Genomic DNA, 15,101 nt, shown 5'->3' with positions numbered 1-15,101 from the left:
GAGATGAGATTTCCCATCACTTTATGTGAGTAAGATCCCTGGAAGATGACCAGGTAGATAGGTTAGAGGTGGAAGCATGGCGACATGTGGAGCTGACTGATACTAATCGATCGAGGACTTAACCAAACGAAAAAGCGGAGGCGGCTCGTTCAGAGACGACAAGCATTTTCGGGGCAGGCAGAAGAGGGCGTTCTTCCCTCAGCTGACTGACACGGAAATGACCTCGAGTCTCTAGCCGCCGGAGCTGGGTTATACGATACCGGTATTCTTGACATCAATCCTTTATCTAGTTTTCAGGGAATAAATTTTAAATTTACCCTTGAAATTCATTGAAAATATTATATAATAATATTTGTCATTGTAAGCAATATTGTCTGGTGACTATGGCGAAGAGGTCACACCCGTTCCCATGCCGAACACGGAAGTTAAGCTCTTCAGCGCCGATGGTAGTTGGGGGATCTCCCCCTGTGAGAGTAGGACGTCGCCAGGCTATAATCATTCCGCAGTAGCTCAGTGGTAGAGCTATCGGCTGTTAACCGATCGGTCGCAAGTTCGAATCTTGCCTGCGGAGCCATTGCTTCCATAGCTCAGCAGGTAGAGTGCTTCCATGGTAAGGAAGAGGTCACCGGTTCGAGCCCGGTTGGAAGCTTTTATTTTTTTAAACGATATAGATTGGCCCGTTGGTCAAGCGGTTAAGACACCGCCCTTTCACGGCGGTAACACGGGTTCGAATCCCGTACGGGTCACCATTTTTCTACGTAAGCGAAAAGAACTCACCATACATACTGGAGGATTAGCTCAGCTGGGAGAGCATCTGCCTTACAAGCAGAGGGTCGGCGGTTCGATCCCGTCATCCTCCACCATGATTTTTTACGAAGCGTGAGCGGAGTAAAAGAATCTTCCTTAATTTTTACGAAGCGTGAGCGGGAGTAAAATATCTTTCCTTCCTTTACTAAGCTCAGTAGAGGGACAACCCTTTAAAACTAAACACGCCGGTGTAGCTCAACTGGTAGAGCAACTGACTTGTAATCAGTAGGTTGGGGGTTCAAGTCCTCTTGCCGGCACCATTTTCTCTCATTGTGGAGGGGTAGCGAAGTGGCTAAACGCGGCGGACTGTAAATCCGCTCCTTCGGGTTCGGCAGTTCGAATCTGCCCCCCTCCACCATTGTATATTTAGAAATGAAATGGACATATTAGTAATGTCCCTTTTTTATGTCACATTATTGGGCTATAGCCAAGCGGTAAGGCATCGCACTTTGACTGCGACATGCGTTGGTTCGAATCCAGCTAGCCCAGCCACCCAGAGCCATTAGCTCAGTTGGTAGAGCATCTGACTTTTAATCAGAGGGTCGAAGGTTCGAGTCCTTCATGGCTCATCAAAAATTTCTCACATCTTACCCATGGATGTGAGAAATTCTTATACCTAAAATGGGGCCTTAGCTCAGCTGGGAGAGCGCCTGCTTTGCACGCAGGAGGTCAGCGGTTCGATCCCGCTAGGCTCCACCATACATACGACATTAGAACCTCAATTCTTTTATAGAGTTGGGGTTTTTTTATTTGGCATGTGTCAGGCAGCGGGGGAAATGTAGAGTGCGATGGTAAAACCCTTCATCTCAGAGAGAATTTTGTCTGATTTAGAGGTTAAGCGGCCTTCATTGTTGATTAGTTAGCCGGATTTTAGTCAAAATACGTATGAGATTCATGGTTTCTGACTTCCTCCAATAAAGAATAGTGCCGGTTTGGCTGATAATTTTGCCGATATGTAAATTATTGCGCCGGTATCTGGATTATTGAGCCACTTTCCGGATAATTGCGCCCCTTTCCAGTTTATTGCGCCCCTTTCCCTGATAATTGCGCCACTTGTCGAAAAATCTTTATGAAACCGAAACAGGACCTACGGGACCACCTCCAAAGCCAGTCCAACTCCAATCACCAGCCAAACGAAAACCTACCTCCTCACATTCTTCCAAAAACCCCTCCCCAACCGCATATATATACAAAATCCTGTCCAGTTGAGTCATCCATCACTATCAAGATACAATAGAGAAAGATTCAGATAATTGGGATTGGAGGAATTTACATGAACAAAAACATATCAATCATCGGAGTACCAATGGATCTGGGACAGATGAGACGAGGGGTCGACATGGGGCCAAGTGCGATCCGCTATGCGGGGGTTGTCGAAAGACTTGAAAATCTGGGGTATGAAATAAAGGATCTCGGCGATATTGAAATTGGCCAGGCTGAGCGTGTACATAATAATCCGGATACTAATTTGAGAAATTTGAAAGCGGTTGCTGAAGCTGGCGGGAAGCTTGCATCAACAGTTGATGAAGTGATTTCAAGCGGTGATTTCCCGTTGATTTTCGGAGGGGATCATAGTATAGCGATCGGTACGCTTGCCGGTGTTTCCAAACACTATGAGAATCTCGGGGTCATCTGGTATGATGCACACGGCGATTTGAACACAGGTGATACATCTCCATCAGGAAATATCCATGGAATGCCGCTGGCTGTGAGTCTCGGCATCGGTCATGAAGACTTGACCAGCATCGGAGGCAGCGCGCCTAAAATAAAGCCTGAGAATATCGTTATCATCGGGGCACGTTCCCTGGATGAAGGAGAGCGGGAACTTATTAAGGAAAAAGGCATCAAGGTGTATACGATGCATGAAGTGGATCGCATGGGTATGGCGAAGGTAATGGAAGATGCAATTACTTACTTGAAAGACAGGACGGACGGAGTGCATCTGTCCCTTGATCTTGATGGTTTGGATCCAAGCGATGCACCGGGAGTGGGTACACCGGTTCTTGGCGGCATCAGCTACCGTGAAAGCCACCTGGCCATGGAAATGCTTGAAGAGGCGAAGATCATTACATCTGCAGAATTTGTGGAAGTAAATCCGATCCTTGATGAGAAAAATAAGACGGCAACTGTAGCCGTTGCCCTGATGGGGTCATTGTTCGGGGAAAAACTACTCTAATCATGGGAGGGGCAGCCCTCTCGTGGAAGTAACAAACAAAGAAGGCTGAAAACCTCCAAACAGGTTTTCAGCCTTTTTCTATCTTCTTTCAATTTTGTTTGACTAATTGGTATTGATTTAACAGATTGTCCAGTCGCGTACTTAAATGTACGACTTTTTCATCGGCGTATGATGACTCTTTTGCGAGTTCTACCATTTGGCGACGACAGTCTTCAATTTGATACAGCAGCTCTTTATTAACCCTTCCACTCATGGTGAATCCCCCAGTACATTAAATATTAGTCCTTTTATACCCCTTTTCAATAAAATGTAAACATTTTTAAGCAAAAATTTGTTAGGATTATATTATGAAAAAAATGAAACCTTTCTATAGAGTGTAACGTATATAAATATAGCCGCATAGAGCGGAGGTATAACAGAGATGGAAGTATTAGTGAAGAAACGGATAAAACAAGTATTAAAAGGCGATCAAAGTGCTTTTGCGGAATTAGTTGAGCTTTACAAGGATAAAGTGTTTCAAATATGTTTCCGTATGCTCGGCAACCGGCATGAAGCTGAAGATATAGCCCAGGAGGCGTTTATCAGGGCGTATGTCAATATCGAAACCTTTAATCAGAATAGGAAGTTCTCGACATGGCTGTTCCGGATCGCGACGAATCTTTGCATCGACAGGATCAGGAAAAAGAAGCCGGATTATTATCTGGATGCAGAGGTGGCAGGAACGGATGGGCTGACGATGTATTCTCAGGTTGCGGCCGATGTGCAAATGCCTGAGGATGAAGTTGAAAACATGGAGCTTCAGGAAACGATACAGAAGGAAATTTCCAAACTGCCGGAGAAATATCGATCGGTCATCGTGTTAAAATATATCGAAGAATTGCCGCTGCAGGAAATCAGTGAAATACTGGATATGCCTTTGGGTACTGTCAAAACAAGGGTACATAGAGGGCGGGAAGCTCTTCGTAAACAATTAAAATCTCTATAGAGAGGGTGAGTGGTAATGAAAACTTGTCCTGAAGAAATGATCGACTATATGCACGATTATCTAGACGGTGACATATCAAGTGAAAATGAACATGAATTAAAGCATCATTTGCAGCAGTGTGAGGAGTGCCAGCATCACTTTCATGAGCTGAAAAAAGCGATTGCATTTGTACAGAGTACCTCACACATCAGTGCACCTGATGATTTTACTAATAAAGTGATGGACAGATTACCGAAGGAGAAGAAGAAGGTTGGCGTGCAGAGGTGGCTCCGCCACCATCCGTTGATGACAGCGGCTGCTTTATTCATCTTCTTTATGACGGGAAGCGTCTTTGCCTCATGGAATGATCAACAGGACTTCTCCTTTACGAAAGATGAGGCGCTGGTCGTACAGGACCATACCGTTGTGGTTCCCGAAGGTAAAGTGGTCAAGGGAGATTTAACGGTCCGCAACGGAGACGTTAGAATAGAAGGAAAAGTCACAGGTGACGTAACCGTCATCAATGGAACGGTCCTCAACAATAATCAATACTTGGCTTCAGCCGGAACGGTTACAGGGGAAATTAAGGAAATCGATGCGGCTTTCGAGTGGCTTTGGTACCAGATCAAAAGCGGGGCAAAAGATTTAGTTGAATGGGGAAATTCGCAACTTGATGAAAAGTAAGATATGATGAAAGGGACGAAGCGCTGCATGTTCGTCCCTGATGGGCTGACATGCGGGGAATTTCCTTGTTTCATGTCAGTTTTTTTGCGGAATACTTTAAGTAAGGTATTTGGTAATTTTTAATTATAAAGAGTCATGGGGTTCTTTTCTGTAACAGAGTGGGATTGTGCTATAATATATTGGTTACGAAAAAAGAAGCCACATGGCGGCTTACGCTTTCGATTAAGCTATTGGAGGATGTAATATGCCGTTTATCGATCTATTTTCAGATTACTCTGCCCTGGATTATGTCTCGGATATCGTAGACATTCTTGTGGTATGGTTTGTTATTTATAAATTAATCATGCTGATCAAGGGTACCAAGGCAGTCCAATTATTAAAAGGTATCTTTGTGATTATCATCGTCAGGGGACTCAGCAGCATCTTCGGCCTCGATACATTAGGGTGGATGATGGAGCAGGCGCTCACCTGGGGTTTCCTAGCGATCATCATCATCTTCCAGCCTGAATTGCGCCGGGCGTTGGAGCAGCTTGGACGGGGACATTTATTCTCCCGTACCGGCATGCAGGAGGAAGAGGAGCAGGAGCAGATGATCGAGTCCATGACGAAGGCGGTCAGCTATATGGCGAAACGCCGGATCGGAGCCCTTCTTTCCATTGAAAGGGAAACCGGGATGAGTGACTACATAGAAACGGGCATCGCGATCGATGCCAAGATCACTTCTCAACTGCTTATCAATATTTTTATCCCTAACACGCCCCTTCACGATGGCGCGGTGATCATCCAGAAACGCCAGATCGCTGCAGCAGCGTGCTACCTGCCGCTTTCGGAGAGTCCTTTCATTTCAAAGGAACTTGGTACGAGGCACAGGGCAGCCCTTGGGGTGAGTGAAGTGACCGACAGTATCACCATTGTCGTATCGGAAGAAACGGGGGCAATCTCCATCACCAAGAATGGAGAGCTGCACCGCGACCTGTCAATCGATCGATTCAAGGAAATGATGACAGTGGAATTGATAGGCGATAAGACGAGTGCTTCCTCATCAAAATGGAGCTGGAGGGGGAAGAAAGAAAATGGATAAATTCATGGAATCAAGATGGTTTATGCGCGTCGTTGGATTACTCCTGGCCTTCATCCTTTATTTATCAGTCAATTTTGATGATATCCAGAAGACCGCATCCAACAGCGGGAGCGGAAATCCTCAGACGTCTTTTGATACCATCCAGGATATACCGCTCGAAGTGTTTTATGATTCAGAGAACCTTGTCGTCTCAGGGCTGCCCGAAACAGTCAATTTGACGGTCGACGGTCCGAAGTCGATCGTACAGCCGACGAAGACATTAAAGGATTTTCAAGTATATGTCGATTTGAATGACGTTGGGATCGGGGAGCATCAAGTCCCTGTCGAGATCGATAATATCTCGGACAAACTGGATGTGAAGATCAATCCTGAGTTTGTAACGGTCACCGTTGAGGAAAAAGTGACTGAAGAGTTTGGAGTGGAACCTGAGTTCAATTCAGGAGTCCTTTCAAACGGATTTGAAGCGGAAGGTTTGTCAGTCAATCCGAAGACGGTCAAAGTGACCGGGGCCAAGAGTCAGATTGATCAGATTGCCTATGTAAAAGCCACCCTGGATATAGAGGGTGAGATAAATGAAAATGTTACAAGAGAAGCGAAAGTTCAGGTGCTTGACCGTGAGTACAATAAATTGAATGTCCAAATTGAGCCGGAAGTGGTGGATGTCACCGTGTCGGTGGTGAACCCGAGCAAGGCAGTCCCGGTTACCGTCAATAAAAAAGGTTCCTTACCGGAAGGTGTGACCCTAGAGTCCATAACGGTCGAACCCGAAACGGCCGACGTTTTCGGAAGGCAGGAAGTGTTGGATACGATCGAGGAGCTTACAGCTGAAGTCGATTTAAGTGAGATAAAAAAAGATACGACCCTCACTGTACCGTTGTCGTTAAAGGATGGTTTAAATAAAGTTGCGCCTGAAGAAGTGAAGGTCAATGTAGACGTAACCACGAGCACCGAGAAAGAACTATCGGGTCTAGAACTAACGCCTGAAGGCCTGGGAGAAGAATACGAGGTGACAATCCTGGAGCCTGAGGGTGGAGCGGTCGATGCCACCTTAACGGGAGAGAACGGGGAAGTCGAGAAAATATCAAAAGAAGATTTCAACCTGGCACTGGATCTGACGGGTCTCGAACCCGGCGAGCATGAAGTTGAAATTGATGCGAAAGGTCCTGAAAGTGTAGATTGGACGTTATCTCAAGATACAGTGAAAATACAGATTAAAGAAAAGAACACTTCAGCATAAGAGCTGTGAAAAGGAGAGAATTTCAATGGGTAAGTATTTTGGAACAGATGGTGTACGAGGTGTAGCGAATGCAGAATTGACACCGGAATTGGCATTTAGACTTGGCCGATTCGGCGGTTATGTACTGACAAAGGATGCGACACGTCCAAAAATCCTGATCGGAAGAGATACCCGTATTTCCGGGCATATGCTTGAAGGGGCACTCGTTGCCGGCCTGCTCTCGATCGGAGCGGAAGTGATGCGTCTCGGCGTCATCTCGACTCCGGGAGTATCCTACTTGACGAAAGCGCTTGGTGCCCAGGCTGGAGTGATGATTTCTGCGTCTCATAATCCAGTTGCGGATAATGGAATTAAATTCTTCGGTCCCGACGGTTTTAAACTATCAGATGATCAAGAGCTGGAAATCGAAGAGCTGCTGGATCAAACTGAAGACAGCCTGCCGCGCCCTACTGGTGCAGATCTTGGCCAGGTAAGCGATTATTTCGAAGGCGGACAGAAGTATCTTCAGTATCTGAAGCAGACTGTGGACGAAGATTTCGATGGTTTACATATCGCGCTGGACTGCGCACATGGGGCGACTTCTTCTTTGGCGACTCACTTGTTTGCTGATCTTGATGCGGATATTTCCACCATGGGCGCGTCCCCTGACGGATTGAATATTAATGAAGGAGTCGGATCGACCCATCCGGAAGCACTTGCAGAAATGGTGAAGGAAAAAGGCGCCGATGTCGGACTTGCGTTTGACGGCGACGGGGACCGGATCATCGCCGTGGACGAGCACGGAACGATTGTAGACGGCGATCAAATCATGTATATCTGCGGTAAATACCTTAAGTCTGAAGGCAGATTGAAGCAATCGACCGTTGTATCCACTGTCATGAGTAATCTTGGGTTCCATAAGGGGCTTGAAGAGCACGGGATCCAAAGCATCCAGACAGCAGTCGGTGACCGCTATGTAGTAGAAGAAATGAAGACAAACGGATATAATCTAGGCGGAGAACAGTCAGGTCATATCATCTTCCTTGATTATAACACCACCGGTGACGGGCTTTTAACAGGTATTCAACTGGTGAATATCATGAAGGTGACCGGGAAATCATTGTCCGAGCTTGCAGGGGAAATGAAGAAGTTCCCTCAGAAGCTTGTGAATGTGCGTGTAACTGACAAGCACCATGTAACCGACAATGAAAAGGTGAAAAACGTGATTGGAAAAGTGGAAGAGGAAATGAACGGGAACGGCCGTATCCTTGTCCGCCCGTCTGGCACAGAGCCGCTCGTACGCGTGATGGCAGAAGCTCCGACTGAAGAATTATGTGCACAATACGTCGATGAGATTGCGCATGTGGTAAAAGAAGAAATGGGTTTAAACGAATAAACCGTTTTTATGCACAAGGGGTACATTTTGCACCCCTTGTGCATATTTAATAATGTGAGATTTTTTAAATAATGAGTTTATGAACAATCTGTTGCGGGAAGTTAACAATGTGGTAACAACTTTGTCCGGCGTTTATATTTTTATTGACGCAGCAGTTACTGCTGGTGTATGATGATTTTGTTTTTGATTTTCAAATAATTTGGAAACCAATACCTTTTATTTAAATAGAGAAAGGTGGATTGTTCATAAAACGTAAATAAAGCGCCAGGACTAAACGGAAGAGAGCCGTTTAGTTGACGAGGTGGAGGTTCAATCGAGTGTTCGGCGGATGCCTCCCGGTTCTTTAAAGTTACGGAGCCGTAAGATTCTTTCTTAAAACATCGAGGCAACTTGGTGCACAAAGGGAAGATAAGCAGTGACTTACTAAAAAATTTATGACAATTGAGATAAGGGGGCAGGCTGTCCCCAAAAGATATCTTGCCCCCTTTTCATTCAGGGAGGATATTTAATTATGTGTGGTATCGTAGGATATATCGGAAATTCAGATACAAAGGAAATTTTATTAAAAGGTCTTGAGAAGCTTGAGTACCGCGGTTATGATTCTGCAGGTATTGCCGTTCAGAATGCTGAAGGGATTCACGTCTTCAAGGAAAAAGGACGCATCGCAGATCTACGCAGAATCGTTGATGAGAACGTAGCAAGCAACACGGGGATCGGGCACACACGCTGGGCGACACATGGTGTACCAAGCCAGGTGAATGCTCACCCTCATCAAAGCACTTCAGGCCGTTTTACTATCGTTCATAACGGTGTGATCGAGAACTACTCACAGCTAAAGCGTCAATATCTGACTGATGTCGAGTTCAAAAGTGAAACGGATACAGAAATCATCGTTCAATTGATCGAGAAGCTTGTTGAAGAAGGAAATGCTGTAGATGAAGCGTTCCGTCAGACATTGATGCTGCTTAAAGGTTCTTATGCAATCGCGTTGTTGGATGCTGAAAACGATGAAACGATCTTTGTCGGCAAAAACAAGAGCCCGCTGCTTGTAGGTCTTGGTGAAGGCTTCAACGTCGTGGCAAGTGATGCTATGGCAATGATCCAGGTAACAGATCAATTCGTTGAACTGATGGATAAAGAAATGGTCATCGTGACAAAAGAGAAGGTTGAAATCCAAAACCTGATCGGGGAAGTAATGGAACGTGCTCCTTACACAGCTGAAATCGATGCAAGTGACATCGAAAAAGGAACATATCCACATTACATGCTGAAAGAAATCGATGAGCAGCCATTGGTCATGCGTAAAATCATCCAGGCATACCAAAACGAGAACAACGAGCTTCACATCGATGAGCCGATTGTCGGTGCCATGAAAGAAGCGGACCGCATCTACATCATCGCTGCCGGAACAAGCTACCACGCCGGTCTTGTCGGAAAGCAATTCATCGAGAAGAGCGCCGGTATCCCTGTTGAAGTCCATGTTGCGAGTGAATTCAACTACAATATGCCGCTTCTATCCGAGAAGCCATTATTCATCTTTATTTCTCAAAGCGGTGAAACGGCTGACAGCCGTGCCGTTCTCGTTCAAGTCAAAGAGATGGGCCACAAAGCGCTTACGATTACAAACGTAGCAGGATCCACTCTATCCCGTGAAGCGGATTACACACTTCTTCTTCACGCGGGACCTGAAATTGCAGTAGCTTCTACAAAAGCGTACACAGCTCAACTGGCTGTATTGGCAATCCTGGCTCACGTAACTGGCCAATCTTGCGGCACTGTCCAGGACTTCGATTTGATCCAGGAGCTTGGAATCGTGGCAACTGCCATGGAAGCACTTTGCGACACGAAGGAAGAATTCGAGGAAATCGCTCGCGAATATCTGTCAACAACACGCAACTGCTTCTTTATCGGCCGTTCCCTTGACTTCTATGTAGGTCTTGAGGGTTCACTGAAGCTTAAAGAAATCTCTTATATCCAAGCTGAAGGATTTGCCGGAGGAGAGCTTAAGCACGGTACTATCGCCCTTATCGAAGAAGGAACACCGGTTGTCGCTCTTGCAACGCAGGAAGCTGTAAACTTAAGTATTCGTGGAAATGTGAAAGAGGTAGTGGCTCGTGGAGCGAACCCTTGCATCATTTCAATGAAAGGCTTAGAAGACGAAGAAGACCGCTTCGTCATCCCAGAGGTTAACCCAATGTTAACACCTCTTATCTCTGTCATTCCGTTACAATTGATTTCTTACTACGCTGCCCTGCACCGCGACTGCGATGTAGATAAGCCGCGTAACCTTGCCAAGTCGGTTACGGTTGAGTAAGGAAATATAGATAAGGCCCATTACTGCTTGTTATCAGCGGTAATGGGTTTTTAATTTGGAGAGATTTTCCCGCGTATTTCAATTATAAGCATATTGCTTTACCGTATGAACGAAAACCCGTATAATCGGAAAAATAACATAAAGGAATCGTCCCTTATGTTGCACCAACACAAAGAGTAACCTGCTGACTAAGTCAGTCCAGGTTACTTTTTTATTGAGAAGGGTACGATATAAGAAATCAGCATTGAGGGCAGAGGGTTGATAGAAAATGAAGCATTTACATAGACAGCATGTATGGCTGGGGAGATTTCTGGCATCAGACCCGGGAAGGAAGAGGTTTCAGCAGGCGGGGAAGGCGACGATCAGTTTGATCTCCGCTGTGTTCACGACGCTTTTTCTCCTCAATATATGGGATTATCCGACGATCACCCCGGCCATTGTGGCAGGTTTGGTCGGCATGCTCGGAGTGATGATCGTGATGGATGACACCGAGGCGAAAAAGAAAGTGACGACGATCTTAATCGGGGTTTCGGTCACTCTCGGGATCACGATTGGATCCCTGCTTGCACATCACAGTCTTCTCGTAAATGGTATGATGGTGCTCGTGATCTTTTCAGCCTTTTACTTTTCAAGGTTTGCTATCCGCTATTTTTCAATGGGGATGGCAGGGTTTATGGCCATCTATATGTCGTTCATCCTGCAGCTGGATGCTGCGCATCTTATGTGGTTTTATATAGGGATCGTCATCGGGGCGGTATATGCATATGTTTACAGCTTTGTCCTCTTTAGGGGGTCTGTCCACGTTCTGAGAAGGAGCATGCGTTCTTTTCATATCCAATCGAACCTGACCTTCACGATCCTCATTAAAATGATAGAAGATCCGGGGACGAGCGGGAAGAGAAGGAAGATTCTATATCGAAATGTAAACCGATTGAATGATTATGCCAGAATTGTATCCTCTGAAATCAATGATGAGGATTTGAAGAAACTATGGCCCGGTATTGAATCGTCCCAGCTGCGGTTATATGTATTCGATACGGAGATGCTTGTGCAGACACTGACGGAGTCGCTCAGAAAGCTGAAGGAACTCGATGCATTGGAATCGATTGAAGTGAGGCGCCTGTTGATCTGGGTCATCCGCTCACTGCGGGATGCTGATGTGCTTGCCCATAATTATGAGCCTCACAATTTGGAGGAAGCGGAAAAAGCGATTCAGGGACTCAGGATGCTCTTGACAGAGCTTCTTAATCAAGAAGACAAGCCTAAGGGTGTATACCTTTTAAGGAGGATCGAATCCATTGCCAATCATGTGCTGGAAGCAGCCCTCACGATTCAGGAATCGCTGAAAGCACCTAGGAGCGAAATGAAAGCAGCTGAAGAAGCAGCTGAGGAAAAACCGGAAGAAAAAGAAGAAGAAACAGATAAAGACCGGTCACTGAAGCCGCAGACGAGAAAGGGGATACAGGCGCTTGTCGCCGGGACCCTGGCAATCATCGTTGGTGAAATCATCTCCCCGACCCAGCCATACTGGGTGCTCCTGACTACGTTTATCATTCAGATCGGCACGGAGTCGGTAGGCAGGACTTATATGAAAGGATTCCAGCGTTCAGTCGGTACGGTGATCGGGGCGATCATAGGCTTTGGTGCTGCAAGGCTCGTGTCCGGACAATCCGAACTTGAAGTCTTCCTGCTATTCCTGGTCTTATTTCTGGCGCTCTATTTATTTTCCGTTTCGTATACGATGATGAGTTTATTTATCACGATGCTCATCGCCCTGATGTATGACTTGCTTTTGGGCGGTATCAGCGTCCAGTTGATGGGAGCAAGGGTGCTCGATACGATTGCCGGTGCAGTTATCGCCCTCAGTGTATCCGCTTTTGTCCTGCCGAAGAAAACAAGGGATAAGGTCGGTGACTCCCTTGATGAGTTTTTTGATGAGCTCGAAAGCTATGTCTCCTCTTACTTAAAGAGCTTTATGAAAAGTGAAAGTACACCTCTTGCCGATCAGGCATTCGACCTTGATCAAAAGCTGCAGGCTGTGAGGGACGAAGCGGCATCGATCCTCCAGAGACCGGGGGCGCTGACACGGTCGGGTATCGGGAGATGGATCACGGTGACGACTGCCATCAACTATTACGCGAAACATCTGCTGGCTTCATCGAACAGGAAAGCGGATCCGAAAGTGACTGAGCAGATCACTGCCATCCTGGAAGAAACGGAAAAAAAGCTGACCGGTAATATAGAAACCCTTCGCGCAATGTTGAAAGGGACGGAGAGTAAAGGGCAGCTTATGAGCCTGAACGGAGAACGCGCTGCAATTGAAAAAATTGCCCCGAGCAGGCTTCAATCACAATTCGATATTATCCACCATCTCTACTATGTCTGGCGCATCAACCAGTCGATCCTCGCCATCGGAAAAGATGTCGGGGCAGAGGTGATTGAAGCAAAAGGAGAAAACGGCTGAGGCGGTTTTCTCCTTTTTACTTCAAGGGTTTGTTTACATCTGCTCTAATAAGGGTACAAACTACCATATGTAAAAATGTGAGGTGACAGTTGTGTCAGTCAAAAGAAGTTTTTTATTCACGAAAGAAGATATGGTCGATCCTGAGGTAGTGCCTCAGTGGGTGATAGAGGAATACAAGAAGTTTCATGAAGTGGTCACGGACAAGACATTCCCCTGCTATTTCGGGATGACAGGCGAGAAAAAAGGGGAGCTGCGATACTCCTACATCAGCCATGATGACTGGGCGCACCTTCCCGATACCCTTGAGGAATTCAATTCTCTATTCGATATACCGGAAGGGGAGAGGCTCATACGCCATGGTTTTTTCCTATTTGTCGAACCTGAGAAAGAAGAGAAGGATATCCCTTATTACCGGGACTATTTCTGGAATATCCTTCAGTTCCTTCATGAGAAGGATGAGAAACCATGGCCCGCGGATTATCCGGAAGATCCCGATCACCATTTATGGGCCTTTTCATTTGCCGAAGAGCCTTATTTCGTTTTCGGCAATACCCCTGCCTATAAGCAGAGGAAAACGCGGGATCTAGGTAACAGCATGGTATTAGGGTTTCAGCCGAGAAGAATATTTGAAGGGCTTGAAGGCACCTCCAAAGGCGGAATCATGTCCCGCGAGAAAGTAAGGGAGCGGGTGGAGAAATGGGATGGACTTCCTAAGCATCCCAATATCAGCCACTACGGAGATCCTGAGCACCGGGAGTGGAAGCAGTATTTCATCGGTGATGATATAGAACCTATCGAGGGCAAATGTCCATTTCATCATAAAGCGTAAAAAAAGTGTCAGGCAGATGCCTGACACTTTTTTATGGCGTTCCCTAATAAATATCCACACTGCCGCTGGAGACAGAAGCTTTTACTTCATACTTTCCGTTTCCTGCCGTGCCGGACAGGCCGCCATCCTCTTTGGATTTATTTTTTAATGGAAAGCTAGTGGAAATATCGCCGCTGCTTGCACGCCCTTCGATTTCAAAGTCAGCATCATCAGGGAGGTCCAGGTTTACGTCGCCTGAACTGACATCCAACTCAATATCACCTGTCAGCTTTTTCATCATGACAGAGAGTTCGCCGGAAGACACGTCGCCTTTAAGCGGCCCTTCATAATGTGAAAGTTGGACATCACCTGAACTGAGATCCACCATTCCGTCTTCCGTTTTTAGATGAGTGGCAGTAAAATCACCTGATGAGCCATTATGCTGGAATCGTTTCGTTTCAAGGTTTGCAAGTTCCATGTCGCCTGAACCCATTTTGACCGTTAGTTCCTCCATCTTCATAGGAGCCGATTCAGTGCCTCCTGTAAAATCCATTTCCCCGGAACCGAGCTCTATAGTCATGCTGCGATCATAATCCTTTGGAATATAAACGATGATATCCGATTTCCGATTAAAGGAGATCCATTGATACCATTTGTGTTTAACCTGGACTTCGATTGCATTTCCCTTTTCTTTCAGTGAGAGCTTTCCTTTCCCGTCGATTTCGACTTTCACTTCATCTGTATCTGTTGGAATGATTTCCGTTTCCCCGCTTTCAAGCATCAGCTCAAGTGAATCGATATCTTTTGTGACTTCTATGGAATCCCCTGATTTGTTTTCTTTGGCAAACAACGATGTCTGGTCATTTAAGATAGTGTAAAGTGCCCCTAACGCCAATATTGCTATGATGACAGCAAATATATTTTTCATCTGCATCCCCTCGCCTTGGTTTTAATTTCCAAATTATACTATCATTGTACTCGATGCATCTCCTTGCAACAATGCCGCTACAGTATTATTTTTCACTCGGACTTGAGACGTAGTGGCGTAAAAAGGTGCAATCATAGTGGTGCCAGGCTCAAGATGGGGAGATTGAGCCTGGCTCAAAATCCCTGATTTGAGCCAGGCACCCCCGCTTTATCCATTTGGACACTGCACCGATGATGTACCTGGTACATAAGGACCCATTTGTA

The 15,101-nt window shown here is 46.0% G+C and carries 11 protein-coding genes, 9 tRNA genes and 2 rRNA genes; 20 read left to right on the top strand and 2 right to left on the bottom strand.

All coding sequences use genetic code 11. The features are described from left to right. The 12 genes from BHE18_RS02000 to rocF form a co-directional block, all read left to right on the top strand. Nucleotides 1-126: ribosomal RNA gene (locus BHE18_RS02000) — 23S ribosomal RNA — on the top strand; the annotation flags it as partial. Nucleotides 127-373: 247 nt separating this feature from the next. Beyond that, a 5S ribosomal RNA gene (gene rrf, locus BHE18_RS01995) occupies nt 374-490 on the top strand. A gap of 9 nt (nt 491-499) precedes the next feature. Next, nucleotides 500-574: transfer RNA gene (locus BHE18_RS01990), tRNA-Asn, on the top strand. A gap of 2 nt (nt 575-576) precedes the next feature. After that, nucleotides 577-649, top strand: a tRNA-Thr gene (locus BHE18_RS01985). Nucleotides 650-674: 25 nt separating this feature from the next. After that, nucleotides 675-749, top strand: a tRNA-Glu gene (locus BHE18_RS01980). Between the two features lie 38 nt (nt 750-787). Next, a tRNA-Val gene (locus BHE18_RS01975) sits at nt 788-863 on the top strand. 128 nt (nt 864-991) lie between these two features. Continuing rightward, nucleotides 992-1,067 (top strand) — tRNA-Thr (locus BHE18_RS01970). Nucleotides 1,068-1,081: 14 nt separating this feature from the next. Next, nucleotides 1,082-1,165: transfer RNA gene (locus BHE18_RS01965), tRNA-Tyr, on the top strand. A gap of 59 nt (nt 1,166-1,224) precedes the next feature. Then, a tRNA-Gln gene (locus BHE18_RS01960) sits at nt 1,225-1,299 on the top strand. A gap of 4 nt (nt 1,300-1,303) precedes the next feature. Beyond that, nucleotides 1,304-1,376 (top strand) — tRNA-Lys (locus BHE18_RS01955). 54 nt (nt 1,377-1,430) lie between these two features. After that, nucleotides 1,431-1,506, top strand: a tRNA-Ala gene (locus BHE18_RS01950). A gap of 574 nt (nt 1,507-2,080) precedes the next feature. After that, nucleotides 2,081-2,983, top strand: a complete 903-nt coding sequence (rocF, locus tag BHE18_RS01945; protein ID WP_071617041.1) for an arginase — start codon at nt 2,081-2,083, stop codon at nt 2,981-2,983. A gap of 88 nt (nt 2,984-3,071) precedes the next feature. On the opposite strand, the gene BHE18_RS01940 is transcribed toward rocF, so the two are convergent. After that, a complete protein-coding gene (locus BHE18_RS01940; protein WP_071617040.1) occupies nt 3,072-3,236 on the bottom strand; it encodes an aspartyl-phosphate phosphatase Spo0E family protein in 165 nt (54 codons plus the stop codon). Between the two features lie 168 nt (nt 3,237-3,404). Between BHE18_RS01940 and sigW the strand changes: the two genes are divergently transcribed. From sigW to BHE18_RS01900, 8 genes are all read left to right on the top strand, one after another. Continuing rightward, the gene (sigW, locus tag BHE18_RS01935) at nt 3,405-3,968 is read left to right on the top strand and encodes an RNA polymerase sigma factor SigW (RefSeq protein ID WP_071617039.1); all 564 of its coding nucleotides are present in this window, start codon (nt 3,405-3,407) and stop codon (nt 3,966-3,968) included. A 15-nt stretch (nt 3,969-3,983) separates the two neighbouring features. After that, the gene (locus BHE18_RS01930; RefSeq protein WP_071617038.1) at nt 3,984-4,631 is read left to right on the top strand and encodes an anti-sigma factor family protein; all 648 of its coding nucleotides are present in this window, start codon (nt 3,984-3,986) and stop codon (nt 4,629-4,631) included. A 244-nt stretch (nt 4,632-4,875) separates the two neighbouring features. Further along, on the top strand, nt 4,876-5,712 hold the full coding sequence (gene cdaA / locus BHE18_RS01925; RefSeq protein WP_071617037.1) for a diadenylate cyclase CdaA: 837 nt from the start codon (nt 4,876-4,878) through the stop codon (nt 5,710-5,712). Further along, nucleotides 5,705-6,949: a CdaR family protein gene (locus tag BHE18_RS01920; protein WP_071617036.1), complete on the top strand. Its 1,245-nt coding sequence runs from the start codon at nt 5,705-5,707 to the stop codon at nt 6,947-6,949. Before cdaA ends, BHE18_RS01920 begins: the two co-directional genes overlap by 8 nt. A gap of 25 nt (nt 6,950-6,974) precedes the next feature. Continuing rightward, a complete protein-coding gene (gene glmM / locus BHE18_RS01915; protein ID WP_071617035.1) occupies nt 6,975-8,324 on the top strand; it encodes a phosphoglucosamine mutase in 1,350 nt (449 codons plus the stop codon). Between the two features lie 511 nt (nt 8,325-8,835). Beyond that, nucleotides 8,836-10,638, top strand: coding sequence for a glutamine--fructose-6-phosphate transaminase (isomerizing) (gene glmS / locus BHE18_RS01910; RefSeq protein ID WP_071617034.1), 1,803 nt, complete (start codon nt 8,836-8,838; stop codon nt 10,636-10,638). A gap of 268 nt (nt 10,639-10,906) precedes the next feature. Continuing rightward, complete coding sequence (locus tag BHE18_RS01905; protein WP_071617033.1) at nt 10,907-13,102, top strand: FUSC family protein; 2,196 nt, start codon at nt 10,907-10,909, stop codon at nt 13,100-13,102. Between the two features lie 130 nt (nt 13,103-13,232). Beyond that, nucleotides 13,233-13,931 carry a YqcI/YcgG family protein gene (locus BHE18_RS01900; protein WP_071617045.1) on the top strand — a complete coding sequence of 233 codons (699 nt, stop codon included), beginning with the start codon at nt 13,233-13,235 and terminating at the stop codon, nt 13,929-13,931. 43 nt (nt 13,932-13,974) lie between these two features. Here the strand turns inward: BHE18_RS01900 and liaG are convergent, their stop codons facing one another. Beyond that, nucleotides 13,975-14,838: a LiaG family protein gene (liaG, locus tag BHE18_RS01895; RefSeq protein WP_071617032.1), complete on the bottom strand. Its 864-nt coding sequence runs from the start codon at nt 14,836-14,838 to the stop codon at nt 13,975-13,977. Between the last annotated feature and the right edge of the window lie 263 nt (nt 14,839-15,101).

This window comes from Rossellomorea aquimaris (assembly GCF_001877785.1).
Lineage (GTDB): Bacteria > Bacillota > Bacilli > Bacillales > Bacillaceae_B > Rossellomorea > Rossellomorea aquimaris_A.
The sequence above is the reverse complement of the archived record's forward strand: the minus strand, read 5'-3'. Positions and strand labels throughout refer to the sequence as shown.